Annotated in this window: 14 protein-coding genes; 10 read left to right on the top strand and 4 right to left on the bottom strand. The window is 68.3% G+C overall.

Annotated features, from left to right (window positions below; translation table 11 throughout):
- Window positions 1-518: 518 nt before the first annotated feature.
- Window positions 519-1358, bottom strand: a complete 840-nt coding sequence (locus tag DJ018_RS13770) for an oxidoreductase (RefSeq protein WP_111515537.1) — start codon at window positions 1356-1358, stop codon at window positions 519-521.
- 154 nt (window positions 1359-1512) lie between these two features.
- On the opposite strand from DJ018_RS13770, the gene DJ018_RS13765 reads away from it, so the two are divergent.
- The 4 genes from DJ018_RS13765 (at window position 1513) to DJ018_RS13750 (ending at window position 4630) form a co-directional block, all read left to right on the top strand.
- Window positions 1513-2373, top strand: a complete 861-nt coding sequence (locus DJ018_RS13765; RefSeq protein ID WP_111515536.1) for a LysR family transcriptional regulator — start codon at window positions 1513-1515, stop codon at window positions 2371-2373.
- A 118-nt stretch (window positions 2374-2491) separates the two neighbouring features.
- Entirely contained in the window at window positions 2492-3067 is a 576-nt protein-coding gene (locus tag DJ018_RS13760) for a TetR/AcrR family transcriptional regulator (protein ID WP_111515535.1), read from the top strand.
- Window positions 3068-3194: 127 nt separating this feature from the next.
- The gene (locus tag DJ018_RS13755; RefSeq protein ID WP_111515534.1) at window positions 3195-3779 is read left to right on the top strand and encodes a DUF308 domain-containing protein; all 585 of its coding nucleotides are present in this window, start codon (window positions 3195-3197) and stop codon (window positions 3777-3779) included.
- Between the two features lie 98 nt (window positions 3780-3877).
- Window positions 3878-4630, top strand: a complete 753-nt coding sequence (locus DJ018_RS13750; RefSeq protein ID WP_111515533.1) for an SDR family oxidoreductase — start codon at window positions 3878-3880, stop codon at window positions 4628-4630.
- A 357-nt stretch (window positions 4631-4987) separates the two neighbouring features.
- On the opposite strand, the gene DJ018_RS13745 is transcribed toward DJ018_RS13750, so the two are convergent.
- Window positions 4988-5890, bottom strand: a complete 903-nt coding sequence (locus tag DJ018_RS13745) for a LysR substrate-binding domain-containing protein (protein WP_111515532.1) — start codon at window positions 5888-5890, stop codon at window positions 4988-4990.
- A gap of 226 nt (window positions 5891-6116) precedes the next feature.
- Between DJ018_RS13745 and DJ018_RS13740 the strand changes: the two genes are divergently transcribed.
- The 4 genes from DJ018_RS13740 to DJ018_RS13725 all read left to right on the top strand — a co-directional run bounded on the left by DJ018_RS13740 (window position 6117) and on the right by DJ018_RS13725 (window position 9644).
- The gene (locus DJ018_RS13740; protein ID WP_111515531.1) at window positions 6117-7544 is read left to right on the top strand and encodes an NAD-dependent succinate-semialdehyde dehydrogenase; all 1428 of its coding nucleotides are present in this window, start codon (window positions 6117-6119) and stop codon (window positions 7542-7544) included.
- A gap of 39 nt (window positions 7545-7583) precedes the next feature.
- The gene (locus DJ018_RS13735) at window positions 7584-8087 is read left to right on the top strand and encodes a DUF2721 domain-containing protein (protein WP_111515530.1); all 504 of its coding nucleotides are present in this window, start codon (window positions 7584-7586) and stop codon (window positions 8085-8087) included.
- 30 nt (window positions 8088-8117) lie between these two features.
- Window positions 8118-8870 carry an SDR family NAD(P)-dependent oxidoreductase gene (locus DJ018_RS13730; protein ID WP_111515529.1) on the top strand — a complete coding sequence of 251 codons (753 nt, stop codon included), beginning with the start codon at window positions 8118-8120 and terminating at the stop codon, window positions 8868-8870.
- Between the two features lie 78 nt (window positions 8871-8948).
- On the top strand, window positions 8949-9644 hold the full coding sequence (locus DJ018_RS13725) for a type 1 glutamine amidotransferase domain-containing protein (protein ID WP_111515528.1): 696 nt from the start codon (window positions 8949-8951) through the stop codon (window positions 9642-9644).
- A gap of 395 nt (window positions 9645-10039) precedes the next feature.
- Here DJ018_RS13725 and DJ018_RS13720 read toward each other — a convergent pair whose 3' ends face one another.
- Both DJ018_RS13720 and corA read right to left on the bottom strand, forming a co-directional pair.
- Window positions 10040-10900 (bottom strand): dienelactone hydrolase family protein, encoded by an 861-nt coding sequence (locus tag DJ018_RS13720; RefSeq protein ID WP_111515527.1) that lies wholly within the window; start codon window positions 10898-10900, stop codon window positions 10040-10042.
- 593 nt (window positions 10901-11493) lie between these two features.
- Window positions 11494-12459, bottom strand: a complete 966-nt coding sequence (gene corA, locus DJ018_RS13715; protein WP_111515526.1) for a magnesium/cobalt transporter CorA — start codon at window positions 12457-12459, stop codon at window positions 11494-11496.
- Between the two features lie 413 nt (window positions 12460-12872).
- Here corA and DJ018_RS13710 point away from each other — a divergent pair, with 413 nt between their 5' ends.
- Together DJ018_RS13710 and DJ018_RS13705 are read left to right on the top strand one after the other, a co-directional pair.
- The gene (locus DJ018_RS13710; protein WP_111515525.1) at window positions 12873-13142 is read left to right on the top strand and encodes a hypothetical protein; all 270 of its coding nucleotides are present in this window, start codon (window positions 12873-12875) and stop codon (window positions 13140-13142) included.
- A 445-nt stretch (window positions 13143-13587) separates the two neighbouring features.
- Window positions 13588-13959 carry a cupin domain-containing protein gene (locus DJ018_RS13705; RefSeq protein WP_111515524.1) on the top strand — a complete coding sequence of 124 codons (372 nt, stop codon included), beginning with the start codon at window positions 13588-13590 and terminating at the stop codon, window positions 13957-13959.
- The last annotated feature ends 94 nt before the right edge of the window (window positions 13960-14053 follow it).

Below are 14053 nucleotides of genomic sequence, written 5' to 3'. Positions count from 1 at the left end.
CAAAGGCCATAAAGAAGGCCGACTCGCAAACAGCGTCGCAACTGAACCCCCGCTTAAGATCGTTTCAAAAGACTCCTTCTGTCGCGCTTCCTCCGGGCGCCGGATCTTCGACGGAGTGCATCTTGTTTCCGCCAGTCCGTTGCGTCGGACAATCTTGGATGACTCGACCTATGCGCAACGCAGCCGATCAATCCGCCGCTGATATCTTGATCCCGGCCGTCGCTATGCTTTTTCTAAAGGCGGATAACGCGTTATTTTCACGCAGCGAGGCCCTCCCAGGCTCGTCAGGTGCGGGAGTGGATGACTGATGCGGCCGCGCTGCCGGTGCTCGGTCACTGAGCCCCGGCGAGCCGAAAATGGCCAGACGCGGATTGGCTCTGCCCAGAGGCGGACATGACAGTCTTCGCTGGCAGCGTGTCGGCACATCCGACAGGGTGTTTCGAGGCTTGCTGCAGCTTGAGGGCCTGACAGGCCGCCGTTGTCCGGCGACAAGCCGCCGCCCCGCCATCAGGGACCGCTCAGGCCGGGTCGTCGAAATCGGTGGCGATCGAGATGTCGCGCCAGGCCGCCACATCGGCGCGGAAGGCCGCGAACTTGCGTTCCACGGTTCCATGGGCCGCAGGGCCGAGCGGGAGGTGGAGCGGCGGGTTCTCCGTATCCACCGCGCGCAGCATGACAGCCACGGCCTTAGCCGGGTCGCCCGCCTGCCGCCCGTCGTTGGTTTCGCGATATCGCCGTCGCCCCTGCGCTGTACTGGCGTAAGCGTCGATCCTGCGCGCGGCGGCGGCCATCGAGCGGCCGAGGAACTCGGTGCGGAATGGGCCGGGCTCGACGATGATGACCCTGACGTCCAGCGGGCGGAGCTCGTCCGCTAGGGCTTCGGACAGGCCCTCCACGGCGAACTTCGTGGCGTTGTAGTAGCCAAACCCCGCCGAACCGGAGAGGCCGGCGCGAGAAGACAGGTTGACGATGCGCGAGCCCGGACGCCGGCGCAGCGCCGGCAGCGCCGCGCGGGTCGTCTCGATGAGACCGAACAGATTGGCTTCGAACAGCGGCCTGTATTCGTCCGGCTCGGCCTCCTCGATCGCCCCGAGGAAGCCGAAGCCGGCGTTGTTGACCAGCACATCCAGCCCGCCGAAGGCGCTTTCCGCCAGCGCGACCGCGGCGGCCGCCTCGCCGGGACGGGTGACGTCCAGGCGCGTGCAGCGCACCGTGTCAGGATAGCGCTCGCGCAGCGCCTCGAGGGCGCCGGTGGATCGCGCGGTCGCCACGAGACAATCGCCCCGGCGGGCGACGGCTTCGGCGAGCGCGCGACCCAGCCCGGTCGAACAGCCTGTGATCAGCCAGGTTTTCACCATCCCCTCCGTCTTCGCACGTCTTGCATGGGCGCGGGTTCGACAGCACGTCGTCTGGTCGTGCAGTTCGAGAATGCGGAGGGAATTTAGGCGATTGGTTCTGTTCGCGAAGAGACAGTGATGTTCGATCGGCGTTCATTTCTGTACAGGTGGCCAGGTGGAATGGAGCGATGTCAGGATCTTCCTTGCCGTCTCCCGGGCGGGAACGCTGGCGGGCGCGGCCAAGACGCTCGGTCTGAGCCATCCGACGGTCGGCCGCCGGCTTCGCGCGCTGGAACAGGCCACCGGCCAGACGCTGTTCCAGAGAACCGCCGACGGCCTGGTGCTGACCGAGGAAGGCGCGGCCATCATCGCTCTGGCCGAGCAGATGGAGGAGGGCGCCCTGGCCATCGCGCGGCGGCTGGCGGGCGGCGAACAGAACCTCCGGGGTCGCCTGCGGATCTCATCGGCCGACTGGTTCGGGGCCTATGTTCTTCCCCCGATCATCGGAGAGTTCGTCAAGACCTACCCTCACGTCGAACTCGAGCTGCTCACCGGGACGCGGCTGTTCAGCCTGGCGCAGCGCGAGGCCGACATCGCTTTCCGGATCGTTCCGTTCGACGCACCGGACGTCGTCCAGCGCCGCCTGATCCGTCTGTCCTACGCCGCCTACGTGGCGACGGACCTCCCAGAGCCCGTCTTCGCGGACGGGACCGGCTTCAGCCTCATCACTATGGACACCTCGACGGGACAGTTTCCCGACATCGCCTGGCTGCGGGAAACCTTTCCGAACGCACGCCCGGTTCTGGCGTCCAACAATCGCAACGTACAGGCGTGGCTGTGCCGGCAGGGCGTCGGGATCGCTGTCCTGCCGCAGGTCGTGGGCGACCAGGCGCCGGGGCTGCGACGCCTGCGTCTGCCCTCGGACCCGCCCGGCCGCGACATCTGGATGGGCTATCACCGGGACCTCAGGCGACTGCGACGCCTTCGCGCCTTCATCGCGACCGTGACTGATCGCCTGTCCACACCGTCGCTCTGATCCCAAGCGGAAGACCCGGGCAGGACCGCCGCACTTCGACAATCCCCGGCAGGCGACGCCGCGGCTTGCCGCCGCGAACGACCGGGCTATATCGACCTACCAGAAGGTAGATCTACGAATGAGCACTGCAGACAAGCTGATCGGTGAAGCCGGTCGGCTCATCGTGAACGCCGGGTATAACGGGTTCAGCTACGCCCACCTGGCGGAGCGGCTCGGCATCCGCAAGGCGAGCATCCACCACCACTTCCCTTCCAAGGTGGATCTGGTGGTCGCGGTCGTTGAACAGCAGCGCACGGTGATCCGCCAGCAGATCGCAGCGCTCGAGAACGACGAGCCCGACGCGATGGCCCAGCTGCTCGCCTATGTGGACTACTGGAAGCGTTGCATCGAGGACCAGTCGGAGCCGTTCTGCCTGGCCGGCGTCCTGGCGGTCGAGCTGCCCGCCCTGCCCGAGGACGTCGGCGTCGCCGTGCGCGGACACTTCAACGACCTCGGCGAGTGGCTCAAGCGCGTCATGGCCCTGGGCGTCCGGCAGGGCGCGATCCAGCTGGAACTCGAGCCCGAAACCTCAGCCCAGTTCTTCCAGACCGCCATTTACGGTGCGATGGTGATGGCCCGCGCCTACGACGATCCCGGCAAGTTCAACTTCGTGGTCGACGCCTTCCTGGCGCGGATGCGCACCGACCGGAGCTGAGGCGACTGCGCGCGAGCGCCCCGAATTCTGAAACGCGGATGACAGCGGGGCCATTGCAAGTCCCCGGTCTACTTACTAGTTGGTAGACGCCTACCTTCTAGTAGGTAGTTGCCACAGGAGACCTGCCATGCCGTCCCGTTCGTCCTCACCCGCCACCCCGCCGAGCCAGTGGCTGCGGCGCTACTATTTCATGCGCGCCATCGTCTCGATCGGCTGGATCGCCTCGGCCGTCGCCGTCGGCGGCCGCTCGCCCCTGCTCGGGGCCGTGCTGTTCGTCGCTTATCCGACCTGGGATGCGCTGGCGAACCTGATCGACGCGCGCCGGAGCGGCGGTCTGCGAGCCAACCCCACCCAGGCCGTCAATCTCGCCATCAGCGTCATCACGGCAGCCGGCGTCGCCGTCGCCCTCACCATCGGCATGCCGGCCGTGATCCAGGTGTTCGGCGCCTGGGCGATCCTCTCGGGCCTGCTTCAGCTCGCCACCGCGATCCGTCGCTGGAAGGTGGCGGGCGCCCAGTGGGTGATGGTGCTGAGCGGCGCTCAGTCCGTCCTGGCCGGCGCTTTCTTCTTCAAGCGGGTCGCCGCAGGCGTTCCCCTGGATGTCACCGCCGTGGCGCCCTACGCCGCCTTCGGCGCCTTCTACTTCCTCGTCTCGGCCATCTGGCTGACGGTCCGGGCAGCGCCCCGCAGCCCCGCCCCGGTGGCGGGATAGCCCCCGCCCCACCGCCCCTTCCCTTCGCCGCCCCCTCGCCGGCGTCAGCTGGCGTAGGGGGCCGGACGGCCGATGGATCAGGTCAACCGGGATCAATCATGAGCACTTCCACCGCCCGTCTCCTGGGCAAGCGCGCCCTTGTCACCGGCGCCGCACGCGGCATCGGCGCCGCCATCGCCCTGAAGCTGGCCGAAGAGGGCGCCGACGTCGCCATCACTTACGAGAAATCCGCCGCCCAGGCCGAAGCGCTCGCCGCCGAGATCCGCGGGCGCGGGCGCAAGGGCGTCGCCATGCAGGCCGATGCGGCGAGCCCCGGAGCCGTGCAGGCTGCGGTCGACGGCGCCGTCGCCGAGCTGGGCGGCCTCGACATCCTGGTCAACAACGCAGGCGTCCTGCGCACGGGCGCCTTCGCCGAACAGCCGCTGGACGAGATCGACCTGCAGCTGAACGTCAATCTGCGCGGCGTCTTGGTGACCACCCAGAGCGCGCTGAAACATATCCCGGATGGCGGCCGCATCATCAGCATCGGCAGCAATGCGGGCCTGTCGGTCCCGTTCGCGGGGCTCAGCGTGTACGCCGCCACCAAGTCAGCCCTGGAGAGCTTCACCCGCGGCCTCGCCCGCGAACTCGGACCGCGCGGGATCACCGTCAATCTTGTCCGTCCCGGCCCGATCGGCACCGACATGAATCCAGCCGACGGTCCGATCGCCCCTTCCGTGCTGCCGGCCCTCTCCATCGGCCGCTACGGCGAGCCCTGGGAAGTCGCCGAGGCGGTGGCCTTCCTCGCCGGCCCGGGCGCCGCCTACGTCACGGGCAACGGCATCCTGGTGGACGGCGGGATCAGCGCCTGATCGAACCCCACAAGGAGGCGGGGTCCCCTCGTGAGCGCGAGCCCGGGCCCGGGCCGGCGAGCAGCTGGTCATGGCGCCCGGCGGCGGCGCCCCTCGCTCCGATAAGGCCTCGGTGCGGGTCGGTCCGAGCTGCGCCGGCAGATCGCCGGCGGGCTAGGCTATCCTGCAGTCGCGCTGGCCGGCGCCGGCGTCGGGCCTGGGCCTGCTGCTGGTCCTGGCGATGTCCCACCGGCGAACGGCCGTCGCCGTTGCTGCCGAGTAGGGCGCGCGCCCGCTCCACGCCGCCGCGCCCTGACAACACCGTGTTCCCTCCGCATCAGTTCTGCCGGTCGACCGCTTGTGACAAGCCGCCGGGCGTCAGCCCCGAACGTCGCCGGCGCGTGAAGCGATAACCTGTTCGATGTTGTCGATGAAGAAGCGCAACACCGGCGATGGGTTGTCCGCTCGATAGCCGGCGGCGATTTCGATCACGGGGGCGTTGCCGGTCAGCGGTCGGCTCACGACCGATCGCGGGAGCAACGGCTCCACATAGGCCGGCAGCAAGGTGACGCCGCCGGTCGAAGCGACCAGCGAAATCCCGGTGGCGATGCCGTCCAGGTGATGGGTGGGCGACATGGTCACGCCCCGGTCCCGGAAGTAGCGGTCAACGATACCGCGCAGGACGTGCGGCGTGTCGGTGTAGCCGATGAACGTGTCCGGATCGATGTCGCGCGCGTCGATGGCCGAGCAGGCCGCCAGCGGATGGTTCCTGGGCATGAAGACCAGGATCGGCTCATGGGCGATGACCTTGTAGGTCACGTCCGGCTGCGGTTCGAGGCGGCAGAAGCCGAGGTCGATGTCGCCACGCTGGATGGCCTCGCCGATTTCCGGGGAGAAGTCGCTCGACACCCGGAAGTCGATGTCCTTGAGCTGGCCGCGCAGCACATGGGTGACGTGCGACAGCCACTCCACCTCCTGACCCGTGAGGAATCCGACGGAGAAGCTGGGCTTGGGCGGCCGGGCGGCGCGCCGGGCGGCGGCCACCGCCTCGGCGGCCGCCTGCAGCGTCAGTCGCGCGTGCTCCAGGAACGCGCGTCCTGCAGGTGTCAGCTCCACGCCGCGCGCTCCGCGCAGGAAGAGCTGTGCGCCCACCTCCAGCTCAAGGTCGCGCAGTTGCCGGCTGAGCGATGGCTGGGCCGTGTGCAGGCGGCGTTCGGCGGCCACGGTGAGGCTGCCCTCCTCCGCCACGGCGACGAAGTATCTGAGGTGGCGGAGCTCCAAGCCGGGTCATGCCTCCGAGGTATGGCTGACACATAAACGAAGTCGTTCTTCTCGTAAAATCAGCTGGTATTCATAGCTCGTGGACGGGAACGTCTGCCACCTAGGCATAGCCCCGGGCGAGTACCGCGCCGTCTGCGCAGACGGCCGATTGCACCCCTTTTTCCCAAACCCATGCCCCGGCGCTGACCGTCGGGCCAAGGCGCCTCGCCGCGCCAGGAGCCCCGTCATGACCCACGAATTCCACCTTCTCATCGGCGGCGCCGAGCGCGCCGGCTCCACCGGAGAGACCGGCGAGGTGGTCGATCCCGCCACCGGCAAGGTGATCGGTAAGGTCGCCTACGCCTCCGCCGAGGATCTGCGCGATGCGGTCGCGACCGCCGTCCAGGGCTTCCGCCAGTGGTCGGCGATCTCGCCGTGGGAGCGCGGCGCCATCCTGAAGCGCGCCGCCGAGATCCTGCGCACCGACGTGGAAGGCGCGGCGCTCACCATCACGCGCGAACAGGGCAAGCCTCTCGCCCAAGCCCGGACGGAGGTTCAACGGTCGGCCGACTTCCTGGAGTGGGGCGGCGAGGAGGCGCGGCGCATCTCCGACCGCGTCGTGGCGGGTCGCACACGCGGCCCCCGGATCGAAATCCAGAGCCATCCGATCGGGGTGGTGGCGGCCTTTACGCCGTGGAACTTCCCGATGGCGCTGGCGGCCAAGAAATTCGCCGGCGCGCTGGGGGCGGGCTGCTCGATCATCTGCAAGCCCTCGCAGGAGACCCCCGGCTCGATGCTGGTCATGGCTCGCGCGCTGCTGGAGGCGGGCGTCGCCCCAGCGGCCCTGGCCGTGCTGTTCGGCCGGGCCGACCAGGTCTCGGACCACCTCATCTCGGCGCCGGATGTCGCCAAGGTCACGTTTACGGGCTCGATCCCGATCGGCAAGCGCCTGGCCGCCGCCGCCGGGGCGGCGATCAAGCCGGTGACGATGGAACTGGGCGGCCACGCGCCGGTGATCGTCTGCAGTGACGTCGACCCCGAATGGGCGGCCGACATGCTGGCGGAGGCGAAGTTCGCCAACGCCGGACAGATCTGCCTGAGCCCTTCACGGTTCTTCGTCGAGGCCGGGATCGCGGCAAGGTTCAGCGCCCGGTTCATAGCCCGGGCGACGGCCCTGCGGGTGGGACCTGGGACCGATCTCACAAGCGAGATGGGCCCTTTGGCCAGCGCCCGCCGCCTCGCGGCGGTTGAGGGCTTGGTCGACGACGCGCGCTCACGCGGCGCAAAGGTGCTGGCCGGCGGCAAGCGGGTCGGGAACCGGGGCTTTTTCTACGCGCCGACCGTGCTCGCAGATGTGCCGGACGATGCCGAGATCCTGCGCGAGGAGCCGTTCGGCCCGCTGGCTCCCATCCTGCCCTTCGAGAACGAAGCGCAGATGCTGGAGCGCGCCAACCGACCGGACTTCGGCCTGGCCTCCTACGTGGTCACCCACGACGGCCGGCGGCAGCGTCGGCTGATCGACGCCCTCGAGTACGGCGTCGTCGGCGTGAACGGACCGCTCACTCACTACCCGGAGGCGGCCCTGGGCGGCTGGAAGGAAAGCGGCGTCGATACCGAAGGCGGCGTCGAGATCCTGCGGCCGTACCAGCGGACCAAGCACGTCAGCCTCGCATAGCGCCAATCCAACGCGCCTCCGAAAGCGGAGCCCTCCAAAATGCTCGAAGATCCCTTCTCATCGCTCTCGTTCATCGCCGGCCCGGCGATCCTGACCAACGCCTGCGCGGTTCTGCAGAACGGCGCGACGACGCGCTACTCCCTGGCGATCTCCCAATGGCGCGACTTTCGCGCCTCGATGGCCGCCGGGGACGGCCGGGTCGCCCTGCAATACACCTCGCCTGAAGAGGCGGTGAAGCTTGCTGGGCGCCGCGTCCGCCTGCTGCTGCGGAGCCTGGGCCTGCTCAATGGCGCGATGGCCCTGTTCGCAGGAACCACGGTGCTCGGTCTCACCGGCGCCTTCCTGGCCCAGGGGGGATTGGTTTCGGCCGCAGCGGTCAGCTTGGCCATCCTGCTCCTGGGAAGCGCCGGATTGGTCGTCCTCCTAGGCGGGACCACGACCTTCTTCCTCGAAAGCTCATGCGGCGGAGCCCTGCTCCGCCTCCACCGCGAGTTCGGCGGCGACGCCGCCACGAACCCGGGCCGTCCGACGGCGGCGGTCTGACCTCTCCACCCCAAACACAGGAGACTTACCATGACGACGATTTCCATTGTGACCGGCGGCAGCCGCGGCCTGGGCCGCAACACCGCCATCAGCATCGCCCGCCACGGCGGAGACGTGATCATCACCTACCGCAGCCGCGCCGACGAGGCGCAAGCGGTCCTGCGGGAGATCGAGCGCCTGGGCCGTCGGGCCGTGGCGCTGCAACTGGACACCGGCGATGTCTCAAGGTTCCCCGCCTTCGTCGACCAGGTCCGCGCCGCGCTAAAGAGCTGGGGTCGGGAGAGCTTCGACCATCTGGTGAACAACGCCGGCCACGGGGAAATGGCGAGCTTCGGCGAGACGACCGAAGAGCAGTTCGATCTCATCTTCAACGTCCACGTGAAGGGCGTGTTCTTCCTGACCCAGTCGCTGCTGCCGCTAATGGCGGACGGCGGTCGGATCGTGAACTTCTCGTCGGGCCTGACCCGCGTGTCCTACCCCGGCTTCTCCGCCTATTCGGCGGCGAAGGGCGCGGTGGAGATCCTGACCCTGTACATGGCCAAGGAGCTCGGCGCGCGCGGGATCACCGCCAACGCCATAGCGCCCGGCGCCATCGAGACCGACTTCCTCGGCGGCGCGGTGCGCGACACCCCTGAGTACAACGAGGCCTTCGCCTCGATGATCGCGCTCGGTCGCGTCGGGGTGCCCGACGACATCGGACCGGCGGTCGCCGGCCTGTTGGGTCCCGACAACCGCTGGATCACCGCCCAGCGCATCGAGGTCTCGGGCGGCCAGAACATCTGACCTCGAACAACGTCGCAACCTCCCGCGGCCCGCCGCATCCAGGCGCCGCCGCGGGCCTAACCGAACGGAGAATTGGAGATGACCAAGATCCTCATCGTGATGTCCGCAGCCGACAAGTGGACGCGGGCCGACGGCTCGATCTATCCGAGCGGCGTCTGGGCCGAAGAGTTCATAGCGCTCGACGAGGCTTTTCGCGCAGAAGGCTACCAGGTTGACCTCGCCAGTCCCGGCGGGCTCGCGCCGACGATCGACGCGCTGAGCCTGCAGCCGAAGATCATCGGCCAGGACAAGGCGAACCACTACAACGCCTACTTGGCCAAGGTCGAAGACCGCCTGAAGCACCCCCTGGTGCTCGCCGACGTCAATCCTGACGACTACGACGCGATCGTGGTCCCCGGCGGCCACGGCCCCGTCGAGGACCTCTACAAGGATCCCGACATGGGCCGGATCCTGGTGCGGGCCAATCGCAGCAGCAAGGTGATCGGCGCGGTCTGCCACGGCCCCGCCGCGTTCCTCGCCGCGCGCGAGGACGATGGCTCCTGGCCGTTCGCCGGGCGCAAGATGACCTCGCTCAGCGACGAGGAGGAGATCGAGTTCGGCACCGCGGCCAACGCGCCGTGGCTGCTGGCCAAGACCCTTCGTGAGCGGGGAGCGATAGTCAACCAGGGACCGAACTGGGGCGCTTTCGTCGTGCGCGACGGCAACCTGCTCACGGGTCAGAACCCCGCATCCACGGCGCCCCTGGCCGAGGCGGTGATCGCCGCGCTTCGCTGACCTCAGCTTCCTGAGACGGGCAAACGCGGGTCGGCCGTAGCTGACCCGCGAGGCCTTCCGATGTACTCCGGGGCATTGGCGGAACTGGCAGGCGCCGCGCGCCAAGCGCCTCCCGTTCCCGGGACCGCACTGTGCGGGGAAGCGGCGTCTCGAAGGGTCCGCAATGCGTCACAAGCGGACATTAGCTCAGGGCCTGAAACAGGACCTTCACGCACGCTGCCCTTCAACGTCCGCGCACCACCCTTGGCGAACGATCCAAACGCAGGATTCCAGCCGTCGGCCTCCCGGCGCTAGGCTGGCGACATGTGCAAGGAATATGTGACGCGGCGTTCCGCGGCGGTGAATCGCAACGCCGGCCAGGTCCGTCGCGAGGGCCTGGCCGGCTGCGTGCTGGGCTAGAGCGCCTTCTTGTACATCGCCGACAGCGCGGCCCACGCGCGCTCGGCTTCAGCCTCGTTGTAGACCTGGCTGCCACGCACGCACCAACCGTGGTCGCCCTGGTAGACCTCGACGGTCGCCGGACGCTTAGTCTCGGCGAAGGTCTGCTTGAGGATCTCCTTGGACTCGGGATCGCGAGCGTCATCGTTCTTGGCGACGGCCACCAGGTAGGAGGCCTTGGTCTTGGCAACCAGCAGGTGGGGGCTGGAGGGCTCCTTCGTGGTCAGGCCGCCGCCGTGGAAGGACGCCACCGCCCCGATCCGGCCGGGCACGGCGCCGGCCGTCTGGAACGAGAGCGGGCCGCCCATGCAATAACCCTGGACGCCGACCCGCTTGCGCTTGTTGGTCTGCGGCTGGGCGTCGATGAAGGCGATGTAGGCCTTGGCGTCGTTGAATGGCCCCTCGCCGGCGACAAGGGCGGCCCGGAACGAGCCCAGCTTCTGGCGGCCTTCGGGCTGGCCGAAGTTGAGCGCCTGGGTCTCGGCCGCCTTGGCCGAGCGGTAGAACGGATTGACCACCAGCACCACGTGACCTTGGGCGGCGAGCCGGCGGCCCATCTCGCGGAACACCGGGCGCAGGCCGCCGATGTCGGGCCACACCAGCACGCCGGGCCAAGTCCCGCGGCCGGAGGGGTGGAACAGCACTGCCTCGGACTCGCCGTCGGCGGTTTTGACCACCACGTCCTTCTCCACGACCTGCCCCTGGGCCCGCGCCTCAGCGGCGGTCAGGCCCACGGCTGCCGCAACCCCGATGCCGAAGCTTCGGCGCGACACGGCGGGGTCCTTGGGGTTCCACGGGTTGATCTCGTCATCGCACATGGCTGCTTTTCCCTGACTTTTCGCCGCTAAGCGTCGCTGACAATGTTGCGGCGATATTGCGGAGGGGGAAGAGGCTAGCAATCAAGCCGGGAACGGTCGCTACAAGGCCTACCCCTTGTAGGGGTCGCTGGATTTCTTCCCCAGCGCGCCGGCCACCGCCGGGGTGGGTGATCTCGCCCCGACGACCCGCATCCCATCAAGGGCGAAAGGTCTAAACACGACCACGTCGGTTTTCGCCCCCCTGCAGACGTTTAGGTAGACCTGCTGGCGGCGGTCGCCTCTGCGCCAGATGCGGACGCATTGGATTTCGGTTCCAGTGCCGTCGCGTTGCCTGACGCTAAGCCGTCGCTTTCAGAAGCATCGACGTCCGGGCCCGCGCGCCCTGAGCTCAGCCCCATGGGAACGCCGGTCTAGCGGCGCAGGTCGTCACCCGCGATCATCCGCGTTTGCCGGGAAGCCGCCGGTTCATGCGTGGCGCGCCGATCGCGCTGCAGATCGGTGTCCAGCAGCGTCCAACATCGCCGGAACGACGCCGGAACGGGCGCGAGGCCTGCGCCGTCAGCTCACTTAGAGCCGGTCGGCGCCGCTGCACCCTACAGCCACTTGGAGCGCTTGAACGCCAGGTAGAGCACCAGGCAGGCGACGGCGATCGCCCCCAGCACAGCGTAGTAACCGTACTTCCAGTGCAGCTCCGGAAGATAGTCGAAGTTCATGCCGTAGATGCCGGCGACGGCGGTCGGCACCGCCAGGATGGCGGCCCAGGAGGCCAGACGGCGCGTGATCGCCCCCTGCCGCTGCTGCTCGAGCAGATTGCTGACCTCGAAGACGGACGCGAGGGTCTCCCGAAGCGCGCCGACCCGCAGTCCCACCCGCCGCACGTGGTCACGGATGTCCCGGAAGTAGGGCCGCACCTCGGCATCGACGCAGGGGAAGTCCAGCCGCTCGAGCCGGCTTGCAACCTCCTCCATCGGGCCGAGCAGGCGATCAAACCGAAGCAGCTCGCGACGCAGCTGGAAAAGGGCGCGGATCTCGTCGCGGCTCAGGAACGCGTCGAGCGCCTTGTGTTCCATCGCGAGCACCGCCTCCTCGATCTGGTCGGTGATCGGCAGGTACCCGTCGACGACGAAATCTAGGATGCCGTGCAGCACATAATCCGCGCCGTGCTTCAGGAGCGCGGGCGAGGCCTCCAGATGCGCCCGCAGATTGGTGTGCGCTCTGGCCGAGCCGTGGCGAACCGTCACGATGTGGCTGGGACCGAGGAAGATGTGGGTCTCCCCGTAGCGGATCTGTCCCTCATCGAGTTGCGCCGTGCGTGCGACGACGAACAGCTCGTCGCCATACACCTCCACCTTCGGCAGCTGGTGCGCCGACAGGGCGTCCTCAACAGCGAGCGGGTGCAGGCCGAACCGCTTCTGCAGGGTGCGCAGCTCGTGCTCCTCAGGCTCGAACAGCCCGATCCAGACGAACTCGCCGGGCTCCAGTGCGAGCCCGTCCTCGGTGAGTGACGCCTCCCGAACCCGCCTGCCGTGGCGATAGACATAGGCGGCGATGGTGCTCATCCACGAGGCTCCAGGCGAATCGACGAGATGATCTCAGAACTGGGCCGTCCTTGTGAGCCCGACAGCGGTCGAGCCCCCCGTCCGGAAGTCCGCTGGATGAGCGATCAGATCGGCCAGGATCTCGCCGGCAGGCCGCTCCTCTGGTCCGGGCCTTCCGCAGACGATTGGCGCCTCCGCCCTCCCCCGCTGCGATCACCAGACGGCTCAAAAAGGGGGAAGCGTCACGTTGCCGTGCGACAAGCTGAGCGCCGCTTGCCTCGCAGCAAGCCGGAGAGCACGCTACGTTCTGCCCATGCCAAAGACCCTGATCTGGACCTCACGCACGGCGCTGGCGGTCGTGATCGCCCTGGCCCTGATCGGGGCCGCTGGACGCCGATGAGCGGTTCACGTGGCGGCCGCCTCGGGCCGACTGGGTGAACCATGCCGCCCTGTCCTATGCGCTGACGTTGCTGATGCTCTCCTCGTTCCGCCGCGCGCCGCCGGGTGCGGCGGCGGCGCTCGTCCTGACGACAGGCGCCGCCCTCGAGGGCTTCCAGGGCTTCGGCTTCTTCGCCGGGGACGCGCAATGGGGCGACATGCTGGCCGACGTCGCAGGGGTGTCGGCTGCGGTATTGCCGCTCTGGATCGGGCGGGCTCAAGGGCGCAAGACCCGGGGGCTCGCCGCGCCTTCAGCTGATCGCTGATCCAGCCTGCGGCGCCGAGCGCGTACCCAAAGGCCGGAGGTCCGAGATTTCGGCGACGAGCAGCGTCGCAGGTGGCCGAGCGGCCTGACGCGCCGCGGCCGCTTGCCGCAGGCCCGGACGCTTGGACAGGCGCGTCGGGCCTCTAAATAAGCCCTCTGCGCTCGGCTGTTCGCCTGCAGCGCCCGGCGGCCCTGGCTCTGCGTGCATTGAGACGGGGCCGCCCATCCCCTTCATCCCCGCCTTCGCGCCCGTCGCAGTCCGCACAGAACCTGCGCGTGGGCGACCCGGGCCATCCCCCAGACATCATCATCCCGGATGACGCGGCGAGGAGTCTCTTGCGCTGCAGACTTCAGCACGCGGCTGAGGAAAGGGCGGCGCGCTCGCTCCGGGTCGAACCGGTGGCGCTTTCGCGAGTTAGGCCGTCTCTCCATCCAGAAGGACGACCATGGCCATCTTCAACAAGGACATCATCAAGCTCGCTACGGAGAACAAGTTTTACCAGAAGGAGGTCTATCTGGATGAGCAGGTTCAGATCGTGATGATGAGCATCGAGCCGGGGGACGACATCGGCGAAGAGGTGCACGACGCTGATCAGACCACCTTCTTCGTCGCCGGCGAAGGCCAGGCGGTGTTGGACGGCCACCGCACCAAGTGCACAGCCAATCACCTGGTGATCATCCCCAAGGGAACCAAGCACAACATCATCAACAAGGGCGAGGAGCCGCTGAAGCTCTTCACCATCTACGCTCCGCCTGCGGAAGAGCCGGGCATCTCGCACAAGACCAAGGAAGAGGCCGAAGAGGCCGAGGGCGAATAGGGGCGCTCGGGTCCGGCCATGGGATGTCGCCTTCCCCTTTGTCGGACCCTCAGCAACCCGTGCGGCCGCGGCACGTTGCGGAGCCGTTCGCAAG

Source organism: Phenylobacterium deserti (assembly GCF_003254705.1).
In the GTDB taxonomy this organism is placed as follows: domain Bacteria; phylum Pseudomonadota; class Alphaproteobacteria; order Caulobacterales; family Caulobacteraceae; genus Phenylobacterium; species Phenylobacterium deserti.
The sequence above is the reverse complement of the archived record's forward strand: the minus strand, read 5'-3'. Positions and strand labels throughout refer to the sequence as shown.

Bases quoted from the DNA above. Each gene is read 5' to 3' on its own strand.
- DJ018_RS13735 (WP_111515530.1), top strand. From the start codon at position 7,584: ATGCTCGAAGATCCCTTCTCATCGCTCTCGTTCATCGCCGGCCCGGCG.
- DJ018_RS13720 (WP_111515527.1), bottom strand. From the start codon at position 10,900: ATGTGCGATGACGAGATCAACCCGTGGAACCCCAAGGACCCCGCCGTG.
- DJ018_RS13730 (WP_111515529.1), top strand. From the start codon at position 8,118: ATGACGACGATTTCCATTGTGACCGGCGGCAGCCGCGGCCTGGGCCGC.
- corA (WP_111515526.1), bottom strand. From the start codon at position 12,459: ATGAGCACCATCGCCGCCTATGTCTATCGCCACGGCAGGCGGGTTCGG.
- DJ018_RS13755 (WP_111515534.1), top strand. From the start codon at position 3,195: ATGCCGTCCCGTTCGTCCTCACCCGCCACCCCGCCGAGCCAGTGGCTG.
- DJ018_RS13770 (WP_111515537.1), bottom strand. From the start codon at position 1,358: ATGGTGAAAACCTGGCTGATCACAGGCTGTTCGACCGGGCTGGGTCGC.
- DJ018_RS13760 (WP_111515535.1), top strand. From the start codon at position 2,492: ATGAGCACTGCAGACAAGCTGATCGGTGAAGCCGGTCGGCTCATCGTG.
- DJ018_RS13740 (WP_111515531.1), top strand. From the start codon at position 6,117: ATGACCCACGAATTCCACCTTCTCATCGGCGGCGCCGAGCGCGCCGGC.
- DJ018_RS13750 (WP_111515533.1), top strand. From the start codon at position 3,878: ATGAGCACTTCCACCGCCCGTCTCCTGGGCAAGCGCGCCCTTGTCACC.
- DJ018_RS13705 (WP_111515524.1), top strand. From the start codon at position 13,588: ATGGCCATCTTCAACAAGGACATCATCAAGCTCGCTACGGAGAACAAG.
- DJ018_RS13725 (WP_111515528.1), top strand. From the start codon at position 8,949: ATGACCAAGATCCTCATCGTGATGTCCGCAGCCGACAAGTGGACGCGG.